The organism is Hongsoonwoonella zoysiae, assembly GCF_013266695.1.
Lineage (GTDB): Bacteria > Pseudomonadota > Alphaproteobacteria > Rhizobiales > Stappiaceae > Hongsoonwoonella > Hongsoonwoonella zoysiae.
Genome location: NZ_JABRXF010000002.1, coordinates 209,804 through 233,388, shown reverse-complemented (window position 1 = coordinate 233,388; position 23,585 = coordinate 209,804). Strand labels below are relative to the sequence as shown.

The following is a 23,585-nucleotide window of genomic DNA, read 5'->3' as shown; positions in this document are numbered from 1 at the left end:
CTCAAAATCCGAGTTTACGGCCTATCCATGACAGTTCGCTCAACGCCCGGACCTTGATGTGGTGAAGGGCGCTCTCGCGGCGTCGGGCGAGCCTCTTCAGCAGGAATTCAGGCGTGCAGGGTTTCATGGAAACCGGATCGATCGTCCGGCAATATTCCACAAGAGCGAGATAGACGAGTTCATCCACACCGCGTTTCCGGTTGCGGCGAGAACAGAATCCAAGGTCCTCCGTCAGGCCCCACCCGGCATAAAACGGCATCCCGTAAACGGTGACCGGCTTGCCCCGGAGCAACGCTTCAAACCCCGATAGCGAGGAAAACGTTTCGACGCGGTCGCATAGCCCGATCAGTTCCAGGATGTCGACGTCCGCTACCGTCTGGTCGGCAATCCCATCCAGCTCCCGAGGCGCAACCCTGCCCTTTCGCAGCCGCGCCTGCACGTCCGGGTGCGGCTTGTAGAGAATATGTGCCGCCGGGTTTCGCGCCCGAACCAGGCGCAACAGATCGAGGTTGACGTTTTCCGTCGTATTGCAATCGATCAATGAAGAAATGGAGCGTCGAATTCCCGCATCATCCGCGACCTGTCCGGGCACGAGAATGATTTCCTTGTCCGTCGGCAGGCTGAGTTGCGCCGCACGCTTCCCGACGTTGTACTTGGTGAGCCGCAATTCGACGATGCGTTCCCGCAAATTGCGGCCGCGCGCTATCTGCGCCTCCGTCAGGCTCGCGGTCGCCAACAGCCGCTCCATGCGGCTCGGCCGGCTCGCATCATAGTAGATGCCGTCATCGTCACAGGCGATCATTGCACCCCCAACAAGCCCTGCGCCCAGCCCCACGGAACGTATGAACCCATCCTCGATCCTGAGAAGCGGTACTCCGCGGGCCGCGGCAAAGGATGCCAGCGCATCGTCGGTCTTGCCGGCCCAGGAGACGACGCGCCCCTTTGCTTTCGCCGCCCGTTCAATAGCTTCTTCCAGCCGCCCGCAAAACGTCACCGGTAAATCCGCCGTCCCGAACGCCGCATTGATGGAGGCATGGTTCCAGGATTGCGCGCCCGCACAGAAGGTGGGTAGCGAATTGTCTTTCGATATGGACGCCCCGACAGCGAGCGCCTCAAGCGCCTCTGCCGGATCAAGGAAGCCATTTTGCGAATAGGGATCGGGATACCAAAGCGCTTCGAAAATCAAAACGTCCGAAGGTGGGCTCCCCTCATGCGCGAATTCGCCGGCCTTGTCGTCTGCATCGAGATGCCTTCCGGCCGCCGCGTTGATAATGGCGCCCCCTCGGCCCAACACCTTCGCAAACGACTGATCGATCCGTGCGATTGTGTGTTCCACGGTCCGCCAAGACCGTTGGCCTCTGCGCCGTTCAGCCATGTCAAGCAATGCCAGCCGCAAGGCCCGACCAGGCGTTGCAGCACGCTCAAGCGCGGCGCGCGGCACCGGCACGATCAGGATTGACGCTGGCTGAATGAAACCCTTGTCGACACGGTCGGAGAACGGCCCCTCGCCCGCAAGAACGAGAAGGCAATCCTCCCGTTTGGCCCGCTCACGCGCAGCCGAATAACTTTGCAGCGAAAGGCCGCAAGCAAGAATCTTTCGCTTGCCATCGGTAAGATAGCGCTGAAAGGATGCCTGTCCTGCAGCACGTTCAAGATAAGCTTTCAGCGGCTTGAGCGCCGGATCGAGGATCTCGACGCGCAACTTCACAATGGCACCCCGAGCCGCCGGGCGCGCTCGAGCCTTGGCGGAAGATCGACATAGCCGCCAGGCTCGTTCAGATCGCCGGCAAGGATGCGGCGCGACATTTCCTCCACGGCGACCTTCAACCCTTCAGTGTTGTGAATCGAGCCGCGTGCCTGCAGAGTTGCCGCGACAGCTACGACAAACGCCCCCACCAGCTCAGTGTCCGGCTTCTCCGGCGCACTCCAGAAGCTTTCAAGACTACCACCGTGTGTCATACCGCGAATGTCGTAAAGCGCTGGCACCAGCGGTTTTACGGCACATCCCGCGCGCAAGGCTTCCAGTCCTGCTGTTGAATTAACCGTCACGAGGCCTGCCGCCCGGCAAAGCAATGCATCCAGCCTGCCGCCGTCAAGAAACAATAGCCTGTCCGCAAGCGAATATCGATCCGCGAGCTCCGCTATTACCTTCGCCCAGTTCGTGATGCCGTTGTCGTTCGGATGAGATTTCACGACAAGACGAACATCATTCGGCGCCGTGCGCGAAAAAGATGAGACCATATCTTCAAGCGCGGCACGCATCGACAGATATGGAGAATGAGCGGTGAGCTGATAATCACCGTCTATCTGCAGAGGAAGTAGAAAATACGACCTATTGTCCGCACGCAAAGTACGTTCGAGCGCTTGCGCCTTCTTTCGGCGCCGCCGGCTCCTCGCAAGGCGAATAATCCATGCCGAATAGTCGGTGAACGGGTGAAGCGGGGTGTGCCTTCGATAAAAGGGATAAAGCGGGCGGCCGATGACGTTTGCAAGGTGATAGGAAACATCCTGCCATGCTTCCAGAGCGAATCTACCCGGAAACTGCGGGCGAAGATCGATTGTTCCGGTATTCGCCGCGATTTCCCGGATTGCCGCCGGATCGTCCGGGAAATGACTTAACGTGGAAAAGCCACCGCGCTCAATCGTCATCCATCCTGGTCGGAGATAACCGAGCTCGCAGGCTATCACATTGATACTGCGCGCGTTTGCGGCATCGATTGCCACGCGATGGTAGAAGCGGCGATCGCCGTGAACGATCAGATCCGTTATAGCGTTTTGATCAAGAAATGCAGAGATGAATGCCGCCCAGTCTTCGCGCCTTCCCCTGTAAGCCTGCGTATTGTGCCCGCGCCAGTGCAACCAGTCTCCAAAACAGAGATTGATCCGTCTGACATTGTGACCCGCAGCTTCAAGGCGTTCGCCGATCATGCGGAAAAGCGGCGACAGCGGCCCCTGCAGGAACAGAAACCGACGCTTCCGCGTTTCCCTGGCCTTGGTCTCCATCGATACGTTCTTACCGACGCGCGGCATGCCGCCACCGGTTCGTTCGCTGCGGCTTGGCAAGCATTTCCAAAAATCCGACCGGAAGGCCAAGGCGCCTGGCCCGTTCGACGCGCGGCGGCGGACCACGAAGCGCTTCCGGCAGATTGATACGCTCCTCGACGATCCGCCGCGCGATTTCAGCGGCGGCAATCTCGCGGCCATTTTTCTCGTAAAAGCTGCCTTTCACCTGGATGCCCGCGGCCATCAGCTTTTCAACGGCAATGCCAAGCTTCGGATCGGGCTTTTGCGGGCTGCGCCAAAAATCGTCAAGATCGCCCTGGACGGTCAATCGCGGGATATCGTAAACGGCAATGCCAAGCACCTTGATCGGGCAACCCACGCGTACGGCATGAAGCGCGGTTGTGCTGTTTACCGTCAGCATTCCGGCAGCGTTCCTCAAGAGCGTATCGAGGTTGCCGCCATCTATCAGATAGACGCGCTTCTTCAAACCATGCCGGCGCGCCATGGCCTTGATCTCGCGTTTCCAGGGCTCGATCCCCTGATCCAGCGGATGCACCTTTATGACGAGACGCGCCTCGGATTGCGCATTGGCCGCAAATGACGCCATCACCTTTTCAGCGACATCGAGCAAGTGCTCGAACGGAGCATTGTAGCGAAGCTGATAGTCGCTCTGGAGTTGAAGCGGGAGCACGAAATACGGCGTTCCGGCATCGATGACGTCATCAATCAGAAAGGTCGCACTCCTGTCGCGGTACCGAGACAGGAAAAGGCGAGGGATCATCGACAGGTATTCGGCAATCGGGTGGTAATATTTGTCCTGAGAAAATCTCGGACTGATATACCAGAAGAAAACGTTCAGCAGGTTGAACAGAACCTCGTTGAACGCTTCGATGAAAAAACTGTGCTTGAAGAGTGGCCTGCGGTCGATTTCGGGAAGATTTTCTGCAGCGGCCAATATCGCATCCGGATCATCTGGAAAACGCGATAAAACGGACATGCCGTCAAGCTCCAGCGTGATCCAGTCGGGCCGCAAGTAGCCGAATTCGCAGGCCACCGCGTTAATTCCCCTCCGATGGGCAAGCTCGACCGCCGCCGCGTGATAGGGAAGCCGGTCCTGATAAAAGACGATATCCGTAACGCCGTGATCTTCCACGAACCGTTCCAGATATGCCGGCCAATCCCGTAAGGAGCCTCGGTAAAGCCTCGCACGCTTGTCGTGCCAGACGAACCAGTCCGCCGGCCCGAGGTTTATCCTGAGCGCACGATGGCCAAGCTTTTCAACCTCATCCGCGACACGGCGAAAGAAGGTACCAGGCGGCCCCTGAAGAAACAGGACGGTTTTCTCTTCCGCCACAATATTCGTCTTTCCACCCGGTATCGGCAAGCATCTGTGCGCCATTCTCCGAAGTCGGCCGCCAGAGCACCATCGATCAGTTTGTAATCAGCCCGTTCGCCGTATTGACGTTGCTTAAAAGCGGCCCGATAAGCTGAAGGAACTTGCCGAATTCCGCTGTCGGATGGTTCGCGACGTAGATGATATCCTTGTCGCGCATTTCCATCGACCGGGCCATGAAGAAGGCATTCGGCTGCCGGAAATTGAGCTTGTAGACCACCGGGAAGGTTTCTCCGGTAATCCTGCCTTCCAGATCCGGCCTGACCCGCCGAAGAAGATCGGCGCTTTCGTATCTGAACAGGAATACGCCGCCAGCATCGGCGAAAAAGTCTTTCAAACCTCCGACCTGCGCCAGCGCTTCCGCCAGAGTCACGCTTTTGGTCTTGAACGGCACAAGCTTTGTTTGCCCGACGGCGCCGAAGGCCGAATAGGTACGCGGCTTATGCGACAGGAGGACATTGTCACCTGGCGCAAGACGCACGTTGTTTTCCGGAAAGTCGATCAGTTCTTCAAAGCGTGCGGTGCCCGAGCTTCTCCCCCGCTTCAGCGTAACGACGGTCTCATAACTCGCCTCACGCGCGCCGCCCGCTTGCGCGACCACCTCCAGAATACGCGATCCGCGCACCGAAAGCGGGTATTGGCCAGGCTTCACGACATCGCCGACGACGACGACGCTGTTGCTTTCATTGCCGTCGACCAAAACCGAAACTTGAGGCTCGATCGCCTTGCCTTTCAGACGCTCCTCGATGGCAACCCGAAGACCTTCCACGGTTCTGCCGTTGGCCTGGATACGCCCGGCATAAGGAATGAAGATGAAGCCCGACTGATCGATTACCGTCGGTACGGAAACGGATTTTCCCTGCGCCGAGGAAAACAGCCCATCCGGCGCAGCCTCCCAGATATTGACGATGAGCCTGTCGCCGACGCCGACAGTCGCCGCCCGTCCTCCACCTGCAACATTGCCGAATTGCCGCCCGAACAGCACGGGCCGATAGGCCTCGACGATGGATACCGTATTCTGGTCCAGCGGGACGACTGCATAGTCCGCGCTCGCGTTGTCGCTTTCAATATCTTCGGCGGAAATCGAAATCGCCGCCGGTCCCTGACCGGGCAAAGCCGCACAACCCGCCAAAAACACGCTCAAAAGCGCAACCGCTGATAATCGCATCAACAATTTGAACCATTCCCCATAGACGCCCCCAGTTAGCATTCCTGCCTGACGAACGCCAACCGTTATCCACCTGTTTAACGTCTGTCGCACCCCTTTCCCACCAACTAACGCAGGGGAGTTAATGAACTGAAAACCCACGCGAAACGGCCGACGCGAGCGCGCACTATACAAGGATTCGGGCGCGCCCTTGCGTTACGCTTCGGAAAACGGCTTCAAACCACACGATGCCCTAGCAATCGTTGCCCATTTGGCACACTTCGGCGAAAGTTTAGCCGATTGGGCTTTTCCCGGCCGCAGATTGCCGGATGTCCGCTACGAGCGGCACGAAAAAGGTTATCCTTAACCCCAAGGCGATAGAATTTCGCCTTTCAACCGATTGTGTCTGCTGAAGCTTCCGTTCGGGGCTGCTGGCTGTCGCGTGTCGGTTCGAAGCGTGCAAATGGTTGCCGGTGCGCGAGAACAGGTCCGAAGCGGTCTACTCGTGCGTATCATCGAGATAAATGCGTACCGACCAGTGAACGAGCAGGGACTGGATATTCCGAACCGACTTTCGACGCGGCTCAAAAGGGCTGCGATGGCGGTTTCATGCCTGCTTGCCGCCTGTGCGACCGCTCCGCCTGCGTCTGCGTTCGAGCTTTTCGGATTAACGTTTTTTGGCGACAAGGAAGAAGCGACCCCGCAAGTCGAGGTGCCCGATCCACTTCCCTATTCGGTCAAACTCACGGTTTCGGACGGAAACGAAGAGCTCAGGACCGCGCTTGAGGCGGCGTCGATCCTCATTTCGCAGAAAGACAGCCCACCCTCGGGAGAGGCCGGCCTGATCGCTCGTGCCGTTTCGGATTTCGAACGGCTGGTGGGACGCCTGTTTATCGACGGCCGTTACGGAGCCACGATCGATATCCGTCTCGCCGGCGAAAGGCTCGAAGCGGCGCTCGAAACGGGCGACTTGCCGGATGTCCGCCCGGTTCCCGTCACGATAGCGGTTGAAGCCGGCCCCGTTTTCAGTTTCGGCGACGCCGCCATTCGCGGGACGGACGGAGGCGCGCTTGAATTCGCAGGGCTGAACGATCCGGCCTCCTTCGGTCTCGTTAAGGGCGATAGTGCGGGATCGCGGAAAATCCTGACCGCCGAAAATGCCATAGCCGACAAACTCAAAGCCGAGGGTTACCCGCTTGCCGAGGTGGTGAACCGTGAAGTCATCGCCGACCATGACACCGACACGCTCGATGTCACCTTGATCGTCGATCCCGGCCGGGAAGCCACTTTCGGAGCGGTAACGGTTGAAGGAACTGAGGTCACGGACCCCGCATTCGTTGCCGAATACGCAGTCATTCCGACAGGCTCGCGTTACGATCCCGAAGCCTTGAAAAAGGCCGAGAAACGCCTGAACGATCTCGGCATATTCTCAAGCGTACGCATCGTTGAAGGGGATAGTCTCGGCCCCAACGGCTCTTTGCCGATTACCATCCAGGTTTCGGAGCGCAAGCGCCACGTTATAGGCGTCGGCGCGAACTGGTCGAGTTCGGAGGGCTTCGGACTTGAGGGCTATTGGCGAAGACGCAATCTCTTCGGCGCAGGGGAATTGCTAAGCGTAGAGGGTTCGGTTGGCCGGATCGGGAACGAATCTGTTAGCGATATGGAATATGCCCTGCGCGTCGCTTTCGAAAAACCTGGGGCCTTCGGCCCGATGACCGATTTTACCGCCAGCGTCGGCGCGAAGCAGGAAAATCCGGACGCTTATCTCAGCCGGAGCATTTCCGCCGATGCCTTCATCCGCCACCGCTTCAATGAGCAGGTTACCGGGCGCGTCGGGACGGAACTTTACTATGCCGAGGAAGAGGACGTTTTCGGCAAGCACGATTATTTCCTTGTCGGGATTCCGGCCGATATACGCTACGACAGCCGGGACGATATCCTGAACCCGACGAAAGGGATATTCACGACGCTCTTCGGCGAACCGGCCTATGACGTGCGCAATTCGGACGTGATGTTCTTTCTGCGCGGTGATTTTTCGACCTACAGAGCCTTGGGCGAGGCAAAGCGCTTCGTGCTCGCGGGGCGGGTCGCGGCGGGCAGCATCATCGGACCCGACTTGCAGGATATCCCGGCGTCCCGCCGCTACTTCCTCGGTGGTGGCGGGACTATCCGCGGTTACGCCTACCGCAATGTTGGCCCGCGCTTGAATGGCGAGGTTACCGGTGGGCGCAGCTTCATTCTCGCTTCCGGTGAAGTCCGCTTCAAGATTACCGACACGATCGGGGCTGTAGGTTTCGTGGATGCGGGCAACGCATTTGCAACGATGTATCCCGACTTCTCTGAAAACCTTAGGGTAGGCGTGGGTGCGGGACTGCGCTATTTCACTCCGGTAGGTCCGTTGCGGCTCGACGTGGCTGTTCCGCTTGACCCGGGCAAGGACGATCCGTCCTTCGCGGTCTATGTTGGCCTTAGCCAGGCCTTTTAATCGGAAGCCTGCCGGTTTTGAAACGATTTGCCAAACGCCTCCTCAAGGGCGTTCTTCTGCTGATTTTTGGCGTTAGCGTACTCTGCGCCGCGCTGCTTGCCGGCTTGCAGACCGAGCCGGGCCGCACGGCGCTGGCCGCGATCATCAATCATTTCGGAGCTTCGGCCACGGCCGGCTTCAGGGTCTCCGGTGTAAGGATAAGCTGGGGGCTCGACGCCGCGATCGCAAAACTCACACTGACCGACGCCCGCGGCGAATGGCTTGAAATCTCCGATGCTACGCTGAACTGGACGCCATCCGCGCTGCTCGGCGGCGTCGTTTCCATACGCGCTATCGACGTCGCGGCCATTGAAGTTTACCGGAAGCCTGTTGCGCCCCCATCCGAACCGACAGGGGCTGAATCTTCGGGGGCCGGCGGAATCCGGGTTCCGCCGCTTCAGCTTGACGCCCTCGAAGTCAAGCGCATTGCGCTTGCCGAGCCGGTGGCCGGAGCAACACTGCAGCTCGAGGCGTCAGGCAGCGCGAAAACGGCGAAAAACCTCAAGGAAATCCTTGCGAAACTCGATATCGACAGAACCGATGAGGCCGATGGCAGCTTGTCCGCGGATATCCGCTTCCAGCCGGACCTGGAGACGCTCAACTTCGCGCTTGTGCTTCATGAAGGGCGCGGAGGGCTTGCGGCCAGGCTTTTGAATATCGAGGATCTGCCGGCGCTCGACGTCGATCTGAAGGGCGATGGCCCGCTCGACAACTGGCGGGCCGACCTTTCGCTTTCACTCGATGGCGAACGAACGGTGTCGGGAACGGCGACCCTCTCGCAGAATTCTTCCGGACGCAGGCTCGTGGCGGACCTTGCAGGAAATTTCGAGGCGCTCTCTCCGCCGGAGCTCTATGCGTTTCTGCTGGGGCGGACCGACATTGCGCTGGACGCCCGCTTTTCCAGCGAATTCGAGCCTCTTTCGGCCCGATTGAATGCCAGAACGGCAACGGTGGACCTCCAGGCGTCCGGAGAGCGCGTGCCGGACACCGGAAGGATGCAAGCCAACGGAAAACTGACGATTTCCGCCGGCGGCGAAGCCTTGATTGGCGTGGAACTTGGGCAAAGGCGCATCATGCTCGGCTCCACGTCCCTTTCGTTTACGGCAAAGGGCAGCGAAGAAGCGCTCGACTGGTCGGCCGATGTCAACCTTGCGAGCTTCGAGACAAGCGAAGCCAAGCTGGGCGCAACGTCACTTTCGGCAAGCGGTGAGGGAGCGGAACTCTCACAAGGAACGGTCGTCACACCTTTCTCGATGTCACTTGACGCAAAGTCCGTCACCCCGCTGCTGCCGGGTTTCCAGGATTTTGCCGGCGATCTTGCTGTCTCGGTCCAAGGCAAGGCGGACAGCGCCGGCCCCGCAGTGGAACTGACCCGGGCCGAGATAAAACATCCCGTTGCGGAGATTGAGCTAAAGGACGTTGCGGCATCAATGCGTTCCGTCAGCGGCAACGGCACATTCCGCCTGCCCGATCTCGCCCGTTTCTCCGGACTTGCGAAACAGGATCTCAAAGGCGCGCTTTCAGGCGAGTTTACCGCCAGCGCAAACCCTGCCGACCTTGCCGGATCGGCGGAAATTTCCGCTTCCGGACAAGGTTTTGGGTCCGGAATTACATTGGCCGACGAGCTGTTGGGACAGGATCCGGAACTTTCCTTTCAAGGCGATTTCACAGCCGATGGCTCGGCGGATCTGTCGCGTCTGGAACTGGTCGGGCAGGCCATACGGGTTTTGGCGAGCGGAAGTGGAAACCTTGAAACCGTGGACGCCAAAGCCAGCGTCGCGCTTTCCGATCTCAGCCTTCTCAACCCGCGCGCCAGCGGCGGGCTTGACCTCGACGCAACGATCCAAGGCCCTGTTTCCAAACCGCAAATCGCGGCGAACCTGACTTCGCAGAACCTCATCCTGATCGGCAAGGCGGTAGATGCCTTGCGTCTGAATGCCGACATCGTGGCGGATAGAACCGCGCCCACCGCACAAGTCTCGCTGGCCGGCACTCTCGATGGAAAAGAGATTTCTGGAGAAATCCAGCTGGGGTCGGAAGAAAGTAAAACCGTCCTGAAAGAAATCCATTTGGTTCTCGGGCAGAACCGGATCGAAGGGTCGCTGACGGCCGGACCGGTCGACGATTTTCTGAAGGGGCTTTCCGGCAGCCTGAAAATCGACGCGCCCGATATTTCCGAGTTATCCCCGCTCGTGCTAACCGAGATCGCGGGCCGCGTTGAGGGTACCATAGATGCCGGCGACGAGGATGGAATTCTGGCGGTGCGAGCCGACGTCAGCGGCGGAGATATTTCCCTGCCGGGAGCGACCGTCGGCAGCTTTTCGACGCAAGCCGTCGTCTTCGATCCGCTGGGCGCGCTGAGGGCTGAGGGGACAGCGACCGCAAGCGATATCGCGGCGGGCGGCGCGCCGATCAAGACCATATCGCTTCAGGCAAGGAACTCGGGCAACCGGACCGACATCGAGCTTGACGCCAGGCTTGCAGAAGGCGACGGCGCCGATGGAATTGCCGCTACGGCAATATTGATCGCGCAAGACGCAGGCCTCGATATCACGCTCGACAAGATGGACGGGCGATACGCGGGCCTGACGACTTCTCTCGCCCGGCAGGGGCACATTATCCTGAACGGGGGAACGGCGACCGTCGAGGCGCTTTCGCTCAAGCTCGGCAATGGCTCGCTCGACGTTTCAGGCACCGCCGGCGAAACGCTTGACCTTGCCGCGAAGGTCGACAATGTGCCTCTGTCTCTCGCCAACGCCTTCTCGTCAGGACTTGGGCTTGGCGGTACGGCTTCGGGCAGCGCCACGGTAAAGGGCAAGGCTTCGGCACCCGATGCGAAATGGACCGTGGACATAGCGGGCCTGAGCGCGGCGGCGATGGACAGTAACGGAATTCCGGCACTGACCGTCAATTCCACCGGAACGATGAAAGGTCGGACCATCGACCAGCGTACTGTCGTTACCGGCGTAAGCGGACTGGAAGTAACGGCAAGCGGACAAGCCTCCCTCGCCTCGCCCGTTACGGTCGACATGAAGATCGGCGGCAACGTGCCGCTGGAGCTTGCACGCAGGAAACTGACGCTCGCCGGACTTTCCGGCAAAGGTGGCGTGCGCGTGGAAGCGACCGTTGAAGGTCCCGTCACCGGCTTGCGCTATTCCGGAACGGTGACGCCGCAGGAACTGCAGGTTACCGAACTCGGTTCCGGAATGACGCTCAGGAATTTCGCCGGAACGATCGCGCTCTCCAACGATGGTGCGCGCATCGAGGGCCTGTCAGCCGAACTCGGCACCGGCGGCCAGCTTACGGCTAATGGCAGTGTGGGCTTGGCAGGTGGCTTTCCGGCCGACATAAACATGACGCTGCGCAATGGGCGTTACATGGACGGCAGCACCATTTCGGCGAAACTGAATGCCGACCTCGCACTGAAAGGTCCGCTGGCGGATCCGGCACGCGGGGCCAGCCTTTCGGGCCGGGTCGACATCGAGCGTGCCGACATCAACATTCCCGACCAATTGCCGGCGGCGATCAATCCCGTCGCGGTGCAGCACAAAAACGCTTCCGCAGCCGTACGTGCGCAGAGCGAAGCGCTTTCGCAAGGCCAGGGAGACGGCGGCGGCGGCTCCAGCCGGCCGATCTCGCTCGACGTGACGGTGAGCGCGCCGAACCAGATCTTCGTGCGTGGGCGCGGTCTCGACGCCGAGCTTGGCGGAACGCTGAAACTCACTGGCACAACCAGCAATCCGCAGGCGGTTGGAGGTTTCTCCCTTATCCGAGGGCGGATGGGCCTGCTGACACGCCAGATCACTTTCGAAAAGGGGATCATCACCTTCACCGGCTCGCTGATGCCGCGCCTCGACTTCGCGGCCACCACGAGCACAAGCGACGCCAATATCACGATCACGGTAAGGGGCGAAGCCGAAGCGCCGACAGTGGCGCTCACCTCCTCGCCGGAACTGCCGCAGGACGAGATCCTCGCCCGGCTTTTGTTCGACCAGAGCGTGTCGGACCTGTCACCCGCCCAGATCGCCCAGCTTGCCGCGTCCGTCGCGGTGCTGACCGGCGGCAGCGGCGAAGGCCCGCTCGGCCAACTCAGGAAATCGCTAGGGCTCGATGCCATCGACATCGTCAACGACGGCGACAAGGGGCCGGCACTTTCCGTCGGCAAATATATCAATGACAACATCTACCTCGGCGTGAAACAGGGCACCGGCGACGCCTCGAGCCGGGTGACGGTCGATATCGACGTTTCGAAAAACATCAAGCTTCGCGGCGAAGTGGGCGCGGACGGGGAAACCAAAGCCGGCGTCTTCTTCGAGAAAGAATATTAGGTGACGCCCTCCAAAAAGGGGGGTGCAAATTTTCGGGAGTTTTATTCAAGCTCCGAAAAGAGATTGGGATTGAACATTTCAGTATAAGCGATTTTGAGTGATTCGTTATCCGGCCGCCCTTGCCGGCAAAGGTTCGCGGTTTTGAGCGTATCGACGGCCGGCCAGTGATCAATGGCATTTTGTGGCGCTGGCGAACGGGTGCGAACCAGCCGGAGGGGCCGCGAGAGTTCTGGTCGCGAGGTGCGGGCGGCCTCTTTACCTCACCAGAACCTGGGTGAAGGGCCTTCGAGGCGCCATCGGTACGTCATCTTCCGTGTAGCCCAGGCGGAGCAGGCATTGGGGACGGCCACCGTGCCCACAGAGATCTGCGAGTTTGGGGCGGAGTAGCGCCACTTGTACCGGTTCATTGAGATACGATGCCTGAAGGCCGACACTCGCTGCCGCCAGGAGTACCCGCTCCAGGGCCTGTCCTGCGGCAAGCCGGTCCGCCACACCGTCGCCGGCTGTGCCAAGAACGGCAAGAAGCGGGGAGTTTATCGCGAGTTCACGATCCTTGGCTCCGACGCTGCTTCCCATATCGAAAGTGCGAACAACAATCCGAGCGAGCGGCGCCACGAGCCAGGGGAGCGTGAGCCCATCGCCACTGTGACGCGGGCGCATCCACCGAGCCAGCTCGCGCCGCCAGCTCGGATCGGCCCACTGCAACCGGGCACCTTCCACCACAAGTGCACCCGCTGCATTGCGCGTCTCGGCACTTTGAAGAGGCAACAACCACGCACCCTCATCTTCTGCGGCGGCTTGCAAACTCTTCACGATATCGTCGGGAACTCCGCGTCCGGCGAAGCGCTTTCGGAAGGTGCGCCGTAACGCGATTGCCTTGGCCAAAGTAGCGAGCGCCTTGTCCGGTTTCCCGGAGAAGGAAACCTCCGCAAGCGCATCATCCACCTGTGTGTCAGGAGTGGTCGCCACCGAGGTGCCAAACCCCTCGCTTGCGGCTGCCGCGCGAAGGTTCATGAGCGCGCAACCGCAACTTATAACGAGCTCCCGGCCGTCCGGATCGTTCACAGGGAGCGCACGTGTTCGGTCCGCATGCAGGCGGACACGATCACCGCGGACTTCGAATTTCCACGGCTGCGTATTGTGGCTGGATGGAGCGTGAATTGCCGCTTCTATCAACCGTTCGACCAACGAGCTGTCGAGCATATCGGTTCCCCGCCGCCGTCAAAACGTGGCTGCGGCCATCGCGCCGACAGCAATCTTCATCAGCTGCCGGCTTCTTTCCGCAATCGCCTATGCTAAACGATTTAAGCTGACCTTTGGTGCCCATGCCAGGTCACCGTTACATAAACGACAACATCTACCTCGGTGTGAAACAGGGCACCGGCGGCGCATCGAGCCGGGTGACGGGCGATATCGACATTTCGAAAAACTTCAGGCTGCGCGGCGAAGTGGGCGCGGACGGAAAAACCAAGGCCGGCGCCTTCTTCGAGAAGGAATATTGATTACATCAAATCAAATCAAAGACTTGATTTCGAACATGCCGCGAAAGCGCATATCCATTGCGCAACTCATCTTCATTTCGTTGCACTGATCAGCGGCGCAAGCGTATCGACACTGAGCGTCAGGGTGGACAAACTTGTAAAAGGCACCCGTATTTCATACGGGAAACTTGCGGAAATCTCGATATATTCACCGCCGGAAATCGTTTTCTTTGTGGCGGTAACGGAGAGCCCGTCGCCATATGCGCTGGGAAGATAGCTTCTCATGGCGGAGGCGATTTCGGACGTGGAGGTCGTCGCGTCGAGATTGACGATCCGTACGACCCTGCCAAGCGCATGGCTTGCCTGATTCCAGGCAGACAGCGCCCGACCGAACTCGATCGTTCCCAGAACGACCATCAGGAAGAGCGGCAAGACGAATGCCATTTCGACGGCCGCCACGCCCCTTCGGTCCCGAAGGAAACCCGCGGCGTCGCGAACCGATCCGCGACGGGCAAAGAACATGGCCATTACAAGTTTCTCCAATCTAGCGCAGTTGCACATGGGTCGCCGACTTCAGGTCGAATTTCGGCAATAGGTAACCCGTGTAGGGTTTGGCGGCGCTGATGTTGAGAAAAACGGCCGGAGGCACCGTGCTCGTGCACCAGGTCGTGCAGGATGCCGCCGTTCCTCCGCATTTGCATGTCTTGTCGACCGCGACCGAAAGGTTCGTGGCGTTTTCGGCGGAGGCGATCACATAGGCCTTGATGCCGTCCGGGTCGTTGATGTTCGACATCACGGCCTGGACGCCCGCGCGAACGTTGCGATCAAGTTCCATCCGCCCTCCGACGGCGGTCCCGATATCCGCCATGAGCAGGAAACCGAAGGCAAGGATCGGGAAAATCAAGCCCATCTCGACCGCGGCCATGCCACGCTCGTTACCGGCGAAGGCCCTTAGCAAGGTTTTGATACGCATCGTTATTTCTCCCCCATTCCAGCTCATCTCACTCAACAAGAGCTACGATCTGCTCGGACTGGATATTGTTGAAGCCCGCACCGGTACAGTCGCCGCCAAGCCCGGTGCTCCCTGTGATCTCGATCGTATTTGCGACCACCTGGGTGCAACCGCCCGAGGTGGAGTTGCTGCCGGCAAATTCCACATGGCCGGAGGGAATGTAGACCGCTCCATCGAGGTAGGATGTGGAGTCGCCATTTACGATATGGGTCGCATTGGGATCGTCACGATCACCGAAGATGAGTATGCCGGCGTATGTGCCCGTGGTAGGTGCGGTGAGGCGAATGTCCGCGGTGCCGGCGAAACTGAGCGTCGCGCCATTGGTCAGGAAAACGGTCACACCGGTGCCCCTCACATTGGCGGTTGACGTGATCTCGAAAATTCCGCCGTCCACCACATAGACGCCGGCGCTCATTTCCACCCGGCGCTTCAAGGACAAGCCGCCGCAGTACCGGCCCGGCGAGATCACATAACTGGATGACGGAGGGCCAGCGAAGACGTTTACCGGTTCGCAAGGCCCGACGGTCGACGGTTCAGGCACCGACGCGAAAGGGTCTGCGATGGGATCGATATATTCCAGCGCCGACGCGCATTCGGTCATCGACAGCCCCGAGGTCGCGGAAACCTGCCCCACCGAGGAAACGCATGGCGTACTGACCCTGCCGCTGCCGGATACGAGCACCGCGTCATCCGCGGTCGAATTCGCATGGACGTTGCAGGATTCAAGAGACGCATTGGCCGAGCCGATAAATGTGACGGCACCGGATGCGCTGGGATGAAGCGCCAGGATACAGGTTGGCGCCACACGGTCGATCCGGGCAACGGCACGCGCCGAAATCTGCACGTTTCCCCCGAGAAACAGCGAGGTGAACAGCCGGGGCACATTCTCCTGGATGGCCGCTTCGACAGTCTTCGGGTCGCCCGCGAAAGCCCCGGTCGTGGCCGGCCAGCTCGTCGAGATCGAGCCGATGGACGCCTTGTATCCCGTCTCGAGCGCCGCCGCCTCGGCCGCACTGCTGATCACGCTATACGTCTGGCCCGCTCTGAGCTGGGCTGCGCCGGAATAAGCGGCGACATCCGCGGCGTTTTGCAGTTTCCTTTGCGTGAAATACCAGTAACCCACTTCGGCGCCGAGGCCGAAGCCGCCGATAACGACCGGCAGCACAAATGCCGTGGTCACGGCGATATTGCCGGCACGATTCGAAAGGAGCATACGAAACACCGCGCCCAGGATGGCAGGCCGACCTGCTTTCGAGCCGGCGCTGGATGAAGCGGAATGATGTGGCGAAGGCGCATTGCAATAGGCGGCGATAGGCGAAGCGGCCATAACCGGAGCCGCTGCCGCACCGCGTCCGTGACGGGAGAAACCACGCAACCGTCGGGTCAACCGGGATAGAATGGTATTCATGACCTGCTGCCTGTTATTTCGAGGCTTCATAGCCCCAACAGGCAAATTTCAACGCAAACAGGTGTATATTCGATAAAATGGATTATTAAACATTTTATATAATCTGATTTTGGTTCGATTAAAAACTCAGAAATACCTCGAATTTCAAGGTATCATCTCGATATTTTTAAACTATCCCCAACTGGGGACAGCTTTCTATTTATCTTGTTTACGTTAATTTCGGCGGTTGCCGTAGGTCGAAATCGGCCGTTCCAGCCAGTTCGGTGGCATCTCACAGGCAGCAAGGTAAATTTTCGACACCCGCTCCGGCCGCGTCTCAGCAAAGCCAGCATTTTTCCGGTTGCTCGGCCTGAACGACCGGGTTGCCCTCGCCGATCCAGCTCGCGATGCCGGCAGAGACATGGCTGATTTTCGAATAGCCGAGCCGCTCCGACAAAAGCCTGGAGACAAGAAGCGAACGCACCCCCTGCTGGCAGATGAGAACGATATCGTCGTCCTTGCCGGCGACCACCGAAAGATCCTCCAGAAAATCCGGATTGACCTGGCCGCCTTCGTCGAAAAAGGTGAGGAGCCGGCTTCCTTCCACCACGCCCGTGGACTGCCACTCATCCGGGCGGCGGATGTCTATGACGGTCGCGCCTTCTTCGATCTTTCCCTTGAGCCCGGAATTATCGAGCGAGGAGAATTTCGGCGCCTTGACGTCCAGCAGTTCGATCTCGAAGCGCAGCGTGGCATCGGGCGGAATGACGCCGCCGGCGCCGCGGCTGCCGTAGCCAAGCTCCGGCGGGATGACGAGTTCCCGCTTGCCGCCGACGCGCATGCCGATGACGCCCTGTTCCCAGCCGCGTATCACGCGGCCCGTGCCCGGCGTGAATTCGAACGGCTGTCCCCTGTCCAGGCTTGAATCGAACTTCGTGCCGTCTTCCAGCCAGCCCGTATAGTGAACGGTCACCGTCCTGCCGACGGCCGCTTCCTCTCCCGTTCCCTTGACGATGTCCCTGATCTGCAATTCCTGCGCAGCTGCCGGAAAGGCCAGGGCGATGGCGAGAGCGAATGCGGCGAAAAACTTGAACATGGCTTCCTCAATCGGGACCGGGATCGTCGTAAGGGCAAATTCAGGGTCCAGGCCCCGGAAACCAGACCCTAATCCCGCTCTTCGCTCTTGGCAAAGGAACCGCGCCCCGAAACGGACACAATCGCTTCATCGCCCCGGGGCTTCGCGCCATACTTCTTTTTCACGCCCCGACCGCAGGCCGAAGACTTGCGGCGCACGAACCCCCTCGTAATTCTATCAAGGGTTGCATCCCATAACGGAAACTGGAATTATTTCCATGCATTTCGATCGCTTTACGCGAGTTCGAGAATTTCCTTTCAAGAATGATCAGAATAACCTTTAATCATCATGACAAAACCCACCAATGCTCATCAGTGTTCGGCTGCAGTTGTTGGAGGTTCTTTTCGTGAGGCTGCATTTAAAATTGTTAATATTCAGTAGTATTATATACTTTATCTCCACAATCGCAGTAATCTTTTCGAACATTTCCGAAAGTTCGGCACTGGAACCTGTTTCGTTCAGACCGGGTCAAACTGAACGACAAGAATATGCTCGATATATAGATGCAGAAGCGAATTCTTATCGATCGGGTGTTTCAACCCGATCGATAAGCGCTTCAGACCCGGTCCTCGTCGCCCAAGCCGATCCACCCTCGACGGGATACGCTCCGGCCCCATCGTCCGTACACCCCAAAGATGTGATCGGCGAAATACGCCGGCAACTCGGTGACGAGGCAAGCCTGCCCCTGCCCATACGCGCCAGGCGCGACGACCTCTCGGCTTTCTACCACGGGCGCGACAGCACGCCTTTATGGATTGGCACGAACAATATTCCTCTTCTGCTGGCCCGCATGGAACGTTCCGCTTTCGACGGGCTGCCTGCCGGCAGCTATCCGCTTTCCTTCCTCCGCGAAACCGGCGGGAACACCGACACGGCGAGCAAGGCGGTTCTGGCGCGGATCGAGCTGTTGTTTTCGGCGCATTTTCTCCGCTTCGCCGAGGATATCAAGGTCGGGCGGGTCGTCCCGCGCATGGTCTATCCATCCGCCTATATGCCGCGCAAACCGGTCGACGGGGCGAATGTGCTGCGCGCGCTCATGCAGCTTGGCGACCTTGCGGATTTCTTCGAAGCCTGGGAGCCCTACAACCCGACCTACCGCGCATTGCGTCGCCACCTGACGTTCTACCGCCTGATCGATCTGCAGGGCGGCTTCAAGATGCTGGCGCCGGGCCCGGAGATCGGCGCCGGCGCAAAAGGCCCGCGAGTGGCGGCGCTGCGGCGCCGGCTGGCCTTGGAGGGTCTTCTCGACACTTCATTCGCTGGCGCGAACGAGCCATTCGACGCGGCCCTGGCCGACGCCCTGCGCAAGGCCCAGGCACGTTACGGCATTTCCCCGACAGGGCGCCTCGACCGGCAGACGACGATCGCCTTCAACATTCCTATAGAGCGCCGGGTGGAACAGATCGAACTGGCGATGGAGCGCCAGCGATGGCTGCCCGAATTGATCCAGGGCGTCGCGCTTCTTGTCGACAAGCAGCAGAACCTTCTGCAATTCATCGAAAACGGCCGCGTCCGCGCGACCATTGCCGCCTATCCGAATTGTCCGGACCGCAATGCCGCGATCAACGCCGGCAGCCTGAGGGAAGTGACGGTCAACCCCGTCTGGCGCGTGCCGGCCGACTATATAAGCGACGAACTGCTGGAGGAGTTGAGGACGGAACCCGCCGCACTTGAAAAACGCGGATATTCGATGCGCATCGACAATGCGTCCGCGCCGCTTTCGGCCTTTCCCTGGCCCGAATTCTCAAATCGCGATATTGCCGCCAGGCAAGACGATTTCGATATCCTGCTGGCGCCGGGCGCCGAAAATCCGCTGGGCCGCTTCAGGATACGCTTCACCAACGGGGCAAACCTCTTCCTTTTCGATATTCCCAGGGCGCCGGAGGCGCACGACTATTGCAATCCCTATCTACCCGCTTCCGGTTTCGGGCTGGTGGAGGGGCTGGGTTTGCTCGCCAACCTCGTCGACCCGCGCGTCATGCCGGTGAACGGCTTTGAGGATCTGGTGAAGCGGGGCGAAACCATCACCTTTCAACCGCGCGATGACGCAATGGTCATCGTGATCTATCAATCGGCCTGGATCACCGAGGATGGCGACATCCGCTTCGGCCATGACGCACACGGCGAGGACAGGCGCCTTCGGGAAGCCCTGCTCGGGCGCTCCACGGGTTAACCGCCGCCGGAAGCCGGGCTCTGCGGACCGCGATCGTTCGCCCCGCTTGAACGGTGCGTCAAATTGAACCTTCCATCCAAGTGACCACTTGTTAGCGCGAAGCGCCCCGCGAGGGCGTTGTTTATGCTAACGCCCTTTGATGGAGCCACGAACATGAAGCGTTTCGCCGCCGCGGCCCTTGCCGCAAGCCTTCTGGCCGCCCCGGCCGCCGCAGAACCGGTCGCCTATACTTTCGACATGTCGCATTCCGCGATCAGCTTCACCTTCAACCATCTCGGCTTTTCCACAACCGAAGGCCGCTTCGGCGAATGGACGGGCGAACTGGTCATCGATCAGGAGACGCCTTCGAACTCAAGCGTGGACGTGACGGTGGACGTGACCAGCCTCAACACGTTTTGGGCCGATCGCGACGCTCACCTGAAGAGCGCAGACATGTTCGAGGTAGAAAAACACCCAGCGGCCCGGTTCACCTCCACCAAGGTGGAAAAGACCGGCGAAAACACGCTCGCCGTAACCGGCGACCTGACCATCAAGGACATCACCAAGCCTCTCGTGCTCGACGTGACGGTCAACAAGATGGGTGAGCATCCGGTCCACAAGCAACCGGGCGTCGGACTGACGGCGACCGGCGTCATCAAGCGCAGCGACTACGGCGTGGACTATGCCGTTCCCTATGTGAGCGACGAAATCCCGGTCACCATCAACGTCGAAGCGCTGAAAGCTCAGGACTGAGGCGAAACGAAAAAACCGGGGGGGCGGACCGTTTCCGCCCCTTACCCGGACCAGCAATTTTCTTTCGACCCGAGAGGCCGCCAATGCTGCGCAACACTTCTAGCGGATACGGCGCTATCGCCATCGTCTTTCACTGGACCATGGCTGTTCTGATACTCGCGCTTGTCGGGCTCGGGCTCTATATGACCGGCCTTGAACAGACCGATCCGTCGCTTTACCCGCTCTACCAGTTGCATAAATCGCTTGGCCTGACCGCGCTGGCGCTTGCGGTGCTGCGGCTGGCATGGCGCGTAATCAACCCCTCGCCCCGCCTGCCACAGACCATGTCGCGCATCGAGAGGGTGGCCGCGCACCTCGGCCATGCCGGCCTTTACGCGCTGATGCTCGCCATCCCGCTATCGGGCTGGCTGATGGTCTCCGCCTCGCCCTGGGGAATTCCGACGGTCATTTTCAACCTCTTCACCGTTCCGCATCTGCCGGTGCCGGAAGCGCTTGGCGACAAGGCCGCCGCCGAAGCCGTATTGAAAGGCGTGCATGAGATACTTGGCTGGTCCCTGATCGTGCTTGTCGGGCTGCATGTGGCGGCCGCCCTCAAACATCATTTCATATCACGCGATACGGTTTTCAAGCGTATGACAAGCCTCAAGCCGGCCACGGAAAGCCGCTGAACTTCGCCTGCCGAATTCAGGCATACCGGAATGTGGGACAAGGAACCCGGATATGAACGTCAAGAAATTCCCCGCGCATGCTCTCGTCGCCGCAAGCCTGATGGCGCTCGCGCCGGCACCGCCCGTCTTTGCCGCGGAATGGACCGTCGATCAGGAAGAAAGCCGGCTTGGCTTCACCGCCACGCAAAACGGGTCCGAGGTCAACGGCACATTCGAAAACTGGACTGCGGAGATCGATTTCGACCCTGCGGCACCCGGAAATGCGAAGATACGCACTGTGATCGACCTTTCCTCCGCGATCACCGGCGAACCGCAGGTCGACGGGCAGATTACGGGCGAAGCCTGGTTCCACACCGCCGAACACCCGCAGGCCACATTCGAGGCGACAACCGCCCGCCAGCGCGAGGACGGCGTTTATGAGGCGGAAGGCTCGCTGACGATCAAGGGTGTGCCGGTTCCCCTTACCCTGCCCTTCACCCTTGAAATCGAAGGCGATACGGCGAAGGCGAAGGGCGAGATAGAAATCCTGCGCGACAAGTGGTCGGTGGGAGAGGGAATTCCAGGCTCCACGGTCGGCACCGCCGTCACGGTTAGCTTCGAGGTTACCGCGCAGAAATGAGGAACGGACGGTCAGCCGAAAGCGCTATGTCCGATCCCTTGGCGTTCTCCGCCCCGATGGCGTAAAAGGCGGTCAAATCGTTTCCGCCGGATTGCGGCAGACTTTTCTCAGCCGCGATCCCGCCACCCGGGAGACCACCGAATGTCCGCAAAAACCCCGCCCCCCTACAAGCACACCTCGCTGTTTCCGATGAGCGCCGACGAAACGCCCTACCGGAAAATCACCTCCGATTTCGTTTCCACCGAAACGTTCCGGGGCGAGGAAGTGCTTGTCGTGGAGCCGGAGGCGCTGCGCTTTCTGGCGGAAGAAGCCTTCGCCGACATCAACCACTTCCTGCGCACAGGCCACCTCAAGCAGTTGAGGGCGATCCTCGACGATCCGGAAGCGACGGAAAACGACAAGTTCGTCGCATACGATCTCCTGAAGAACGCGAACATCTCCTCGCACGGCGTGCTGCCCATGTGCCAGGACACCGGCACGGCGATCATCATGGGCAAGAAGGGCCGGCGCGTGTGGACCGGTGGCGGCGACGAGGAGGCGCTGGGCGAAGGCGCGCGCGACGCCTACTTCAAGAAGAACCTGCGCTATTCGCAGCTCGCGCCCCTTTCCATGTTCGAAGAAAAGAACACGGCCAACAACATGCCGGCGCAGATCGAGCTCTACGCCGAAGGCGATGACGCCTACAAGTTCCTGTTCATGGCCAAGGGCGGCGGCTCCGCCAACAAGACCTTCCTCTACCAGGGCACGCCATCCCTGCTGACGCCCGAACGCCTCGTCGAATTCCTGAAGGAAAAGATCCTGACGCTCGGCACCGCGGCCTGCCCGCCCTACCATCTCGCCGTCGTCATCGGCGGCACCAGCGCGGAAATGAACCTGAAGGCCGTGAAGCTTGCCTCCGCGCGCTATCTGGACGGCCTGCCGGGCGAAGGATCGGAACTTGGCCACGCCTTCCGCGACCGGGAAATGGAAGAACAGATCCACAAACTGACGCAGGCGACAGGCGTCGGCGCCCAGTTCGGCGGAAAATACTTCTGCCATGACGTGCGCGTGATCCGTCTGCCGCGCCACGGCGCTTCGCTTCCGATCGGCATCGGCGTTTCCTGCTCCGCCGACCGCCAGGCGCTCGGCAAGATCACGAAGGACGGCGTTTTCCTGGAGGCGCTGGAGCGTGAGCCGGTGAAATACATGCCTGAAATCGAGGAAGCCTCGCTTTCCGACCATGTGGTAAAGATCGACCTCACCCGTCCGATGACGGAAATCCTGGGCGAACTGACCAGACACCCGATCAAGACGCGGCTTTCGCTGACCGGGCCGCTGATCGTCGCCCGTGACCTTGCCCATTCCAAGTTGCGCGAGCGCCTGGAGCGCGGGGAGCCTCTGCCCGACTATTTCAAGAACCACCCGATCTATTATGCCGGCCCGGCCAAGACACCCGAGGGCTATGCCTCCGGCTCCTTCGGCCCGACGACCGCGGGGCGCATGGATGCCTATGTCGACCAGTTCCAGGCGGCAGGCGGCTCCATGGTGATGCTTGCCAAGGGCAACCGCTCGGCCCAGGTACGCCGCGCCTGCCAGGCGCACGGCGGCTTCTACCTCGGCTCCATAGGCGGGCCGGCCGCGCGCCTCGCCCAGGACTGCATCAAGAAGGTGGAAGTCGTGGAGTTCGAGGAACTGGGCATGGAAGCGGTGTGGCGCATCGAGGTGGAAGATTTCCCGGCCTTCATCGTAATCGACGACAAGGGCAACGACTTCTTCAAGGAACTCAATCTGGGATAAGCCGCAATTGCGAGCGGGCGCTATGAAGCAGAAGGCGGCGTGCCCCAGCGCCGCCTTTTTTGACTGTATTTATGGAAACAGCCGCGAGCGACTTGTTCCAAAATCTCCGGGACAACACGCACAATCACAAAACTGTGATCACAATCACATCGGCGACGTCGCAATGGCTTAAGTTGAACTTGCGAAATATGCCTATACGTTAACATG

17 protein-coding genes are annotated in these 23,585 nt (G+C 60.0%); 8 read left to right on the top strand and 9 right to left on the bottom strand.

Translation table 11 applies throughout. The features are described 5' to 3' along the window. Nucleotide 1: 1 nt before the first annotated feature. The 4 genes from HPQ64_RS12350 to HPQ64_RS12335 form a co-directional block, all read right to left on the bottom strand. Nucleotides 2–1,708 (bottom strand): capsular polysaccharide export protein, LipB/KpsS family, encoded by a 1,707-nt coding sequence (locus HPQ64_RS12350; RefSeq protein WP_172888812.1) that lies wholly within the window; start codon nucleotides 1,706–1,708, stop codon nucleotides 2–4. Further along, nucleotides 1,705–3,030, bottom strand: a complete 1,326-nt coding sequence (locus HPQ64_RS12345) for a capsule biosynthesis protein (RefSeq protein WP_172888811.1) — start codon at nucleotides 3,028–3,030, stop codon at nucleotides 1,705–1,707. Before HPQ64_RS12345 ends, HPQ64_RS12350 begins: the two co-directional genes overlap by 4 nt. Further along, entirely contained in the window at nucleotides 3,014–4,357 is a 1,344-nt protein-coding gene (locus HPQ64_RS12340) for a capsular polysaccharide export protein, LipB/KpsS family (RefSeq protein WP_172888810.1), read from the bottom strand. Before HPQ64_RS12340 ends, HPQ64_RS12345 begins: the two co-directional genes overlap by 17 nt. A 76-nt stretch (nucleotides 4,358–4,433) precedes the next feature. Next, a complete protein-coding gene (locus tag HPQ64_RS12335) occupies nucleotides 4,434–5,510 on the bottom strand; it encodes a polysaccharide biosynthesis/export family protein (RefSeq protein ID WP_246270696.1) in 1,077 nt (358 codons plus the stop codon). A gap of 631 nt (nucleotides 5,511–6,141) precedes the next feature. Here HPQ64_RS12335 and HPQ64_RS12330 point away from each other — a divergent pair. Further along, nucleotides 6,142–8,028: an autotransporter assembly complex protein TamA gene (locus HPQ64_RS12330; protein ID WP_172888808.1), complete on the top strand. Its 1,887-nt coding sequence runs from the start codon at nucleotides 6,142–6,144 to the stop codon at nucleotides 8,026–8,028. Nucleotides 8,029–8,045: 17 nt separating this feature from the next. Beyond that, complete coding sequence (locus HPQ64_RS12325; RefSeq protein ID WP_172888807.1) at nucleotides 8,046–12,395, top strand: translocation/assembly module TamB domain-containing protein; 4,350 nt, start codon at nucleotides 8,046–8,048, stop codon at nucleotides 12,393–12,395. 255 nt (nucleotides 12,396–12,650) lie between these two features. Here HPQ64_RS12325 and HPQ64_RS12320 read toward each other — a convergent pair whose 3' ends face one another. Further along, nucleotides 12,651–13,598, bottom strand: coding sequence for an Acg family FMN-binding oxidoreductase (locus HPQ64_RS12320; protein WP_172888806.1), 948 nt, complete (start codon nucleotides 13,596–13,598; stop codon nucleotides 12,651–12,653). Nucleotides 13,599–13,714: 116 nt separating this feature from the next. Here HPQ64_RS12320 and HPQ64_RS12315 point away from each other — a divergent pair, with 116 nt between their 5' ends. Beyond that, complete coding sequence (locus HPQ64_RS12315) at nucleotides 13,715–13,897, top strand: hypothetical protein (protein ID WP_172888805.1); 183 nt, start codon at nucleotides 13,715–13,717, stop codon at nucleotides 13,895–13,897. Between the two features lie 72 nt (nucleotides 13,898–13,969). On the opposite strand, the gene HPQ64_RS12310 is transcribed toward HPQ64_RS12315, so the two are convergent. The 4 genes from HPQ64_RS12310 to HPQ64_RS20630 form a co-directional block, all read right to left on the bottom strand. Further along, entirely contained in the window at nucleotides 13,970–14,404 is a 435-nt protein-coding gene (locus HPQ64_RS12310; protein ID WP_172888804.1) for a TadE/TadG family type IV pilus assembly protein, read from the bottom strand. A 16-nt stretch (nucleotides 14,405–14,420) separates the two neighbouring features. Continuing rightward, nucleotides 14,421–14,849 carry a TadE/TadG family type IV pilus assembly protein gene (locus tag HPQ64_RS12305; protein ID WP_172888803.1) on the bottom strand — a complete coding sequence of 143 codons (429 nt, stop codon included), beginning with the start codon at nucleotides 14,847–14,849 and terminating at the stop codon, nucleotides 14,421–14,423. A gap of 28 nt (nucleotides 14,850–14,877) precedes the next feature. Further along, nucleotides 14,878–16,101 (bottom strand): pilus assembly protein TadG-related protein, encoded by a 1,224-nt coding sequence (locus HPQ64_RS12300; RefSeq protein ID WP_172888802.1) that lies wholly within the window; start codon nucleotides 16,099–16,101, stop codon nucleotides 14,878–14,880. 511 nt (nucleotides 16,102–16,612) lie between these two features. Then, nucleotides 16,613–17,371 (bottom strand): FKBP-type peptidyl-prolyl cis-trans isomerase, encoded by a 759-nt coding sequence (locus HPQ64_RS20630; protein ID WP_172888801.1) that lies wholly within the window; start codon nucleotides 17,369–17,371, stop codon nucleotides 16,613–16,615. Between the two features lie 676 nt (nucleotides 17,372–18,047). Here HPQ64_RS20630 and HPQ64_RS12290 point away from each other — a divergent pair. The 5 genes from HPQ64_RS12290 to HPQ64_RS12270 all read left to right on the top strand — a co-directional run bounded on the left by HPQ64_RS12290 (nucleotide 18,048) and on the right by HPQ64_RS12270 (nucleotide 23,378). Then, complete coding sequence (locus HPQ64_RS12290; protein WP_172888800.1) at nucleotides 18,048–19,583, top strand: L,D-transpeptidase scaffold domain-containing protein; 1,536 nt, start codon at nucleotides 18,048–18,050, stop codon at nucleotides 19,581–19,583. 153 nt (nucleotides 19,584–19,736) lie between these two features. Beyond that, nucleotides 19,737–20,315, top strand: coding sequence for a YceI family protein (locus HPQ64_RS12285; protein WP_172888799.1), 579 nt, complete (start codon nucleotides 19,737–19,739; stop codon nucleotides 20,313–20,315). Between the two features lie 83 nt (nucleotides 20,316–20,398). Next, nucleotides 20,399–20,983, top strand: coding sequence for a cytochrome b (locus tag HPQ64_RS12280; protein ID WP_172888798.1), 585 nt, complete (start codon nucleotides 20,399–20,401; stop codon nucleotides 20,981–20,983). A gap of 52 nt (nucleotides 20,984–21,035) precedes the next feature. Beyond that, nucleotides 21,036–21,602 (top strand): YceI family protein, encoded by a 567-nt coding sequence (locus tag HPQ64_RS12275; protein ID WP_172888797.1) that lies wholly within the window; start codon nucleotides 21,036–21,038, stop codon nucleotides 21,600–21,602. Nucleotides 21,603–21,743: 141 nt separating this feature from the next. Next, nucleotides 21,744–23,378: a fumarate hydratase gene (locus tag HPQ64_RS12270; protein ID WP_172888796.1), complete on the top strand. Its 1,635-nt coding sequence runs from the start codon at nucleotides 21,744–21,746 to the stop codon at nucleotides 23,376–23,378. Nucleotides 23,379–23,585: the final 207 nt, after the last annotated feature.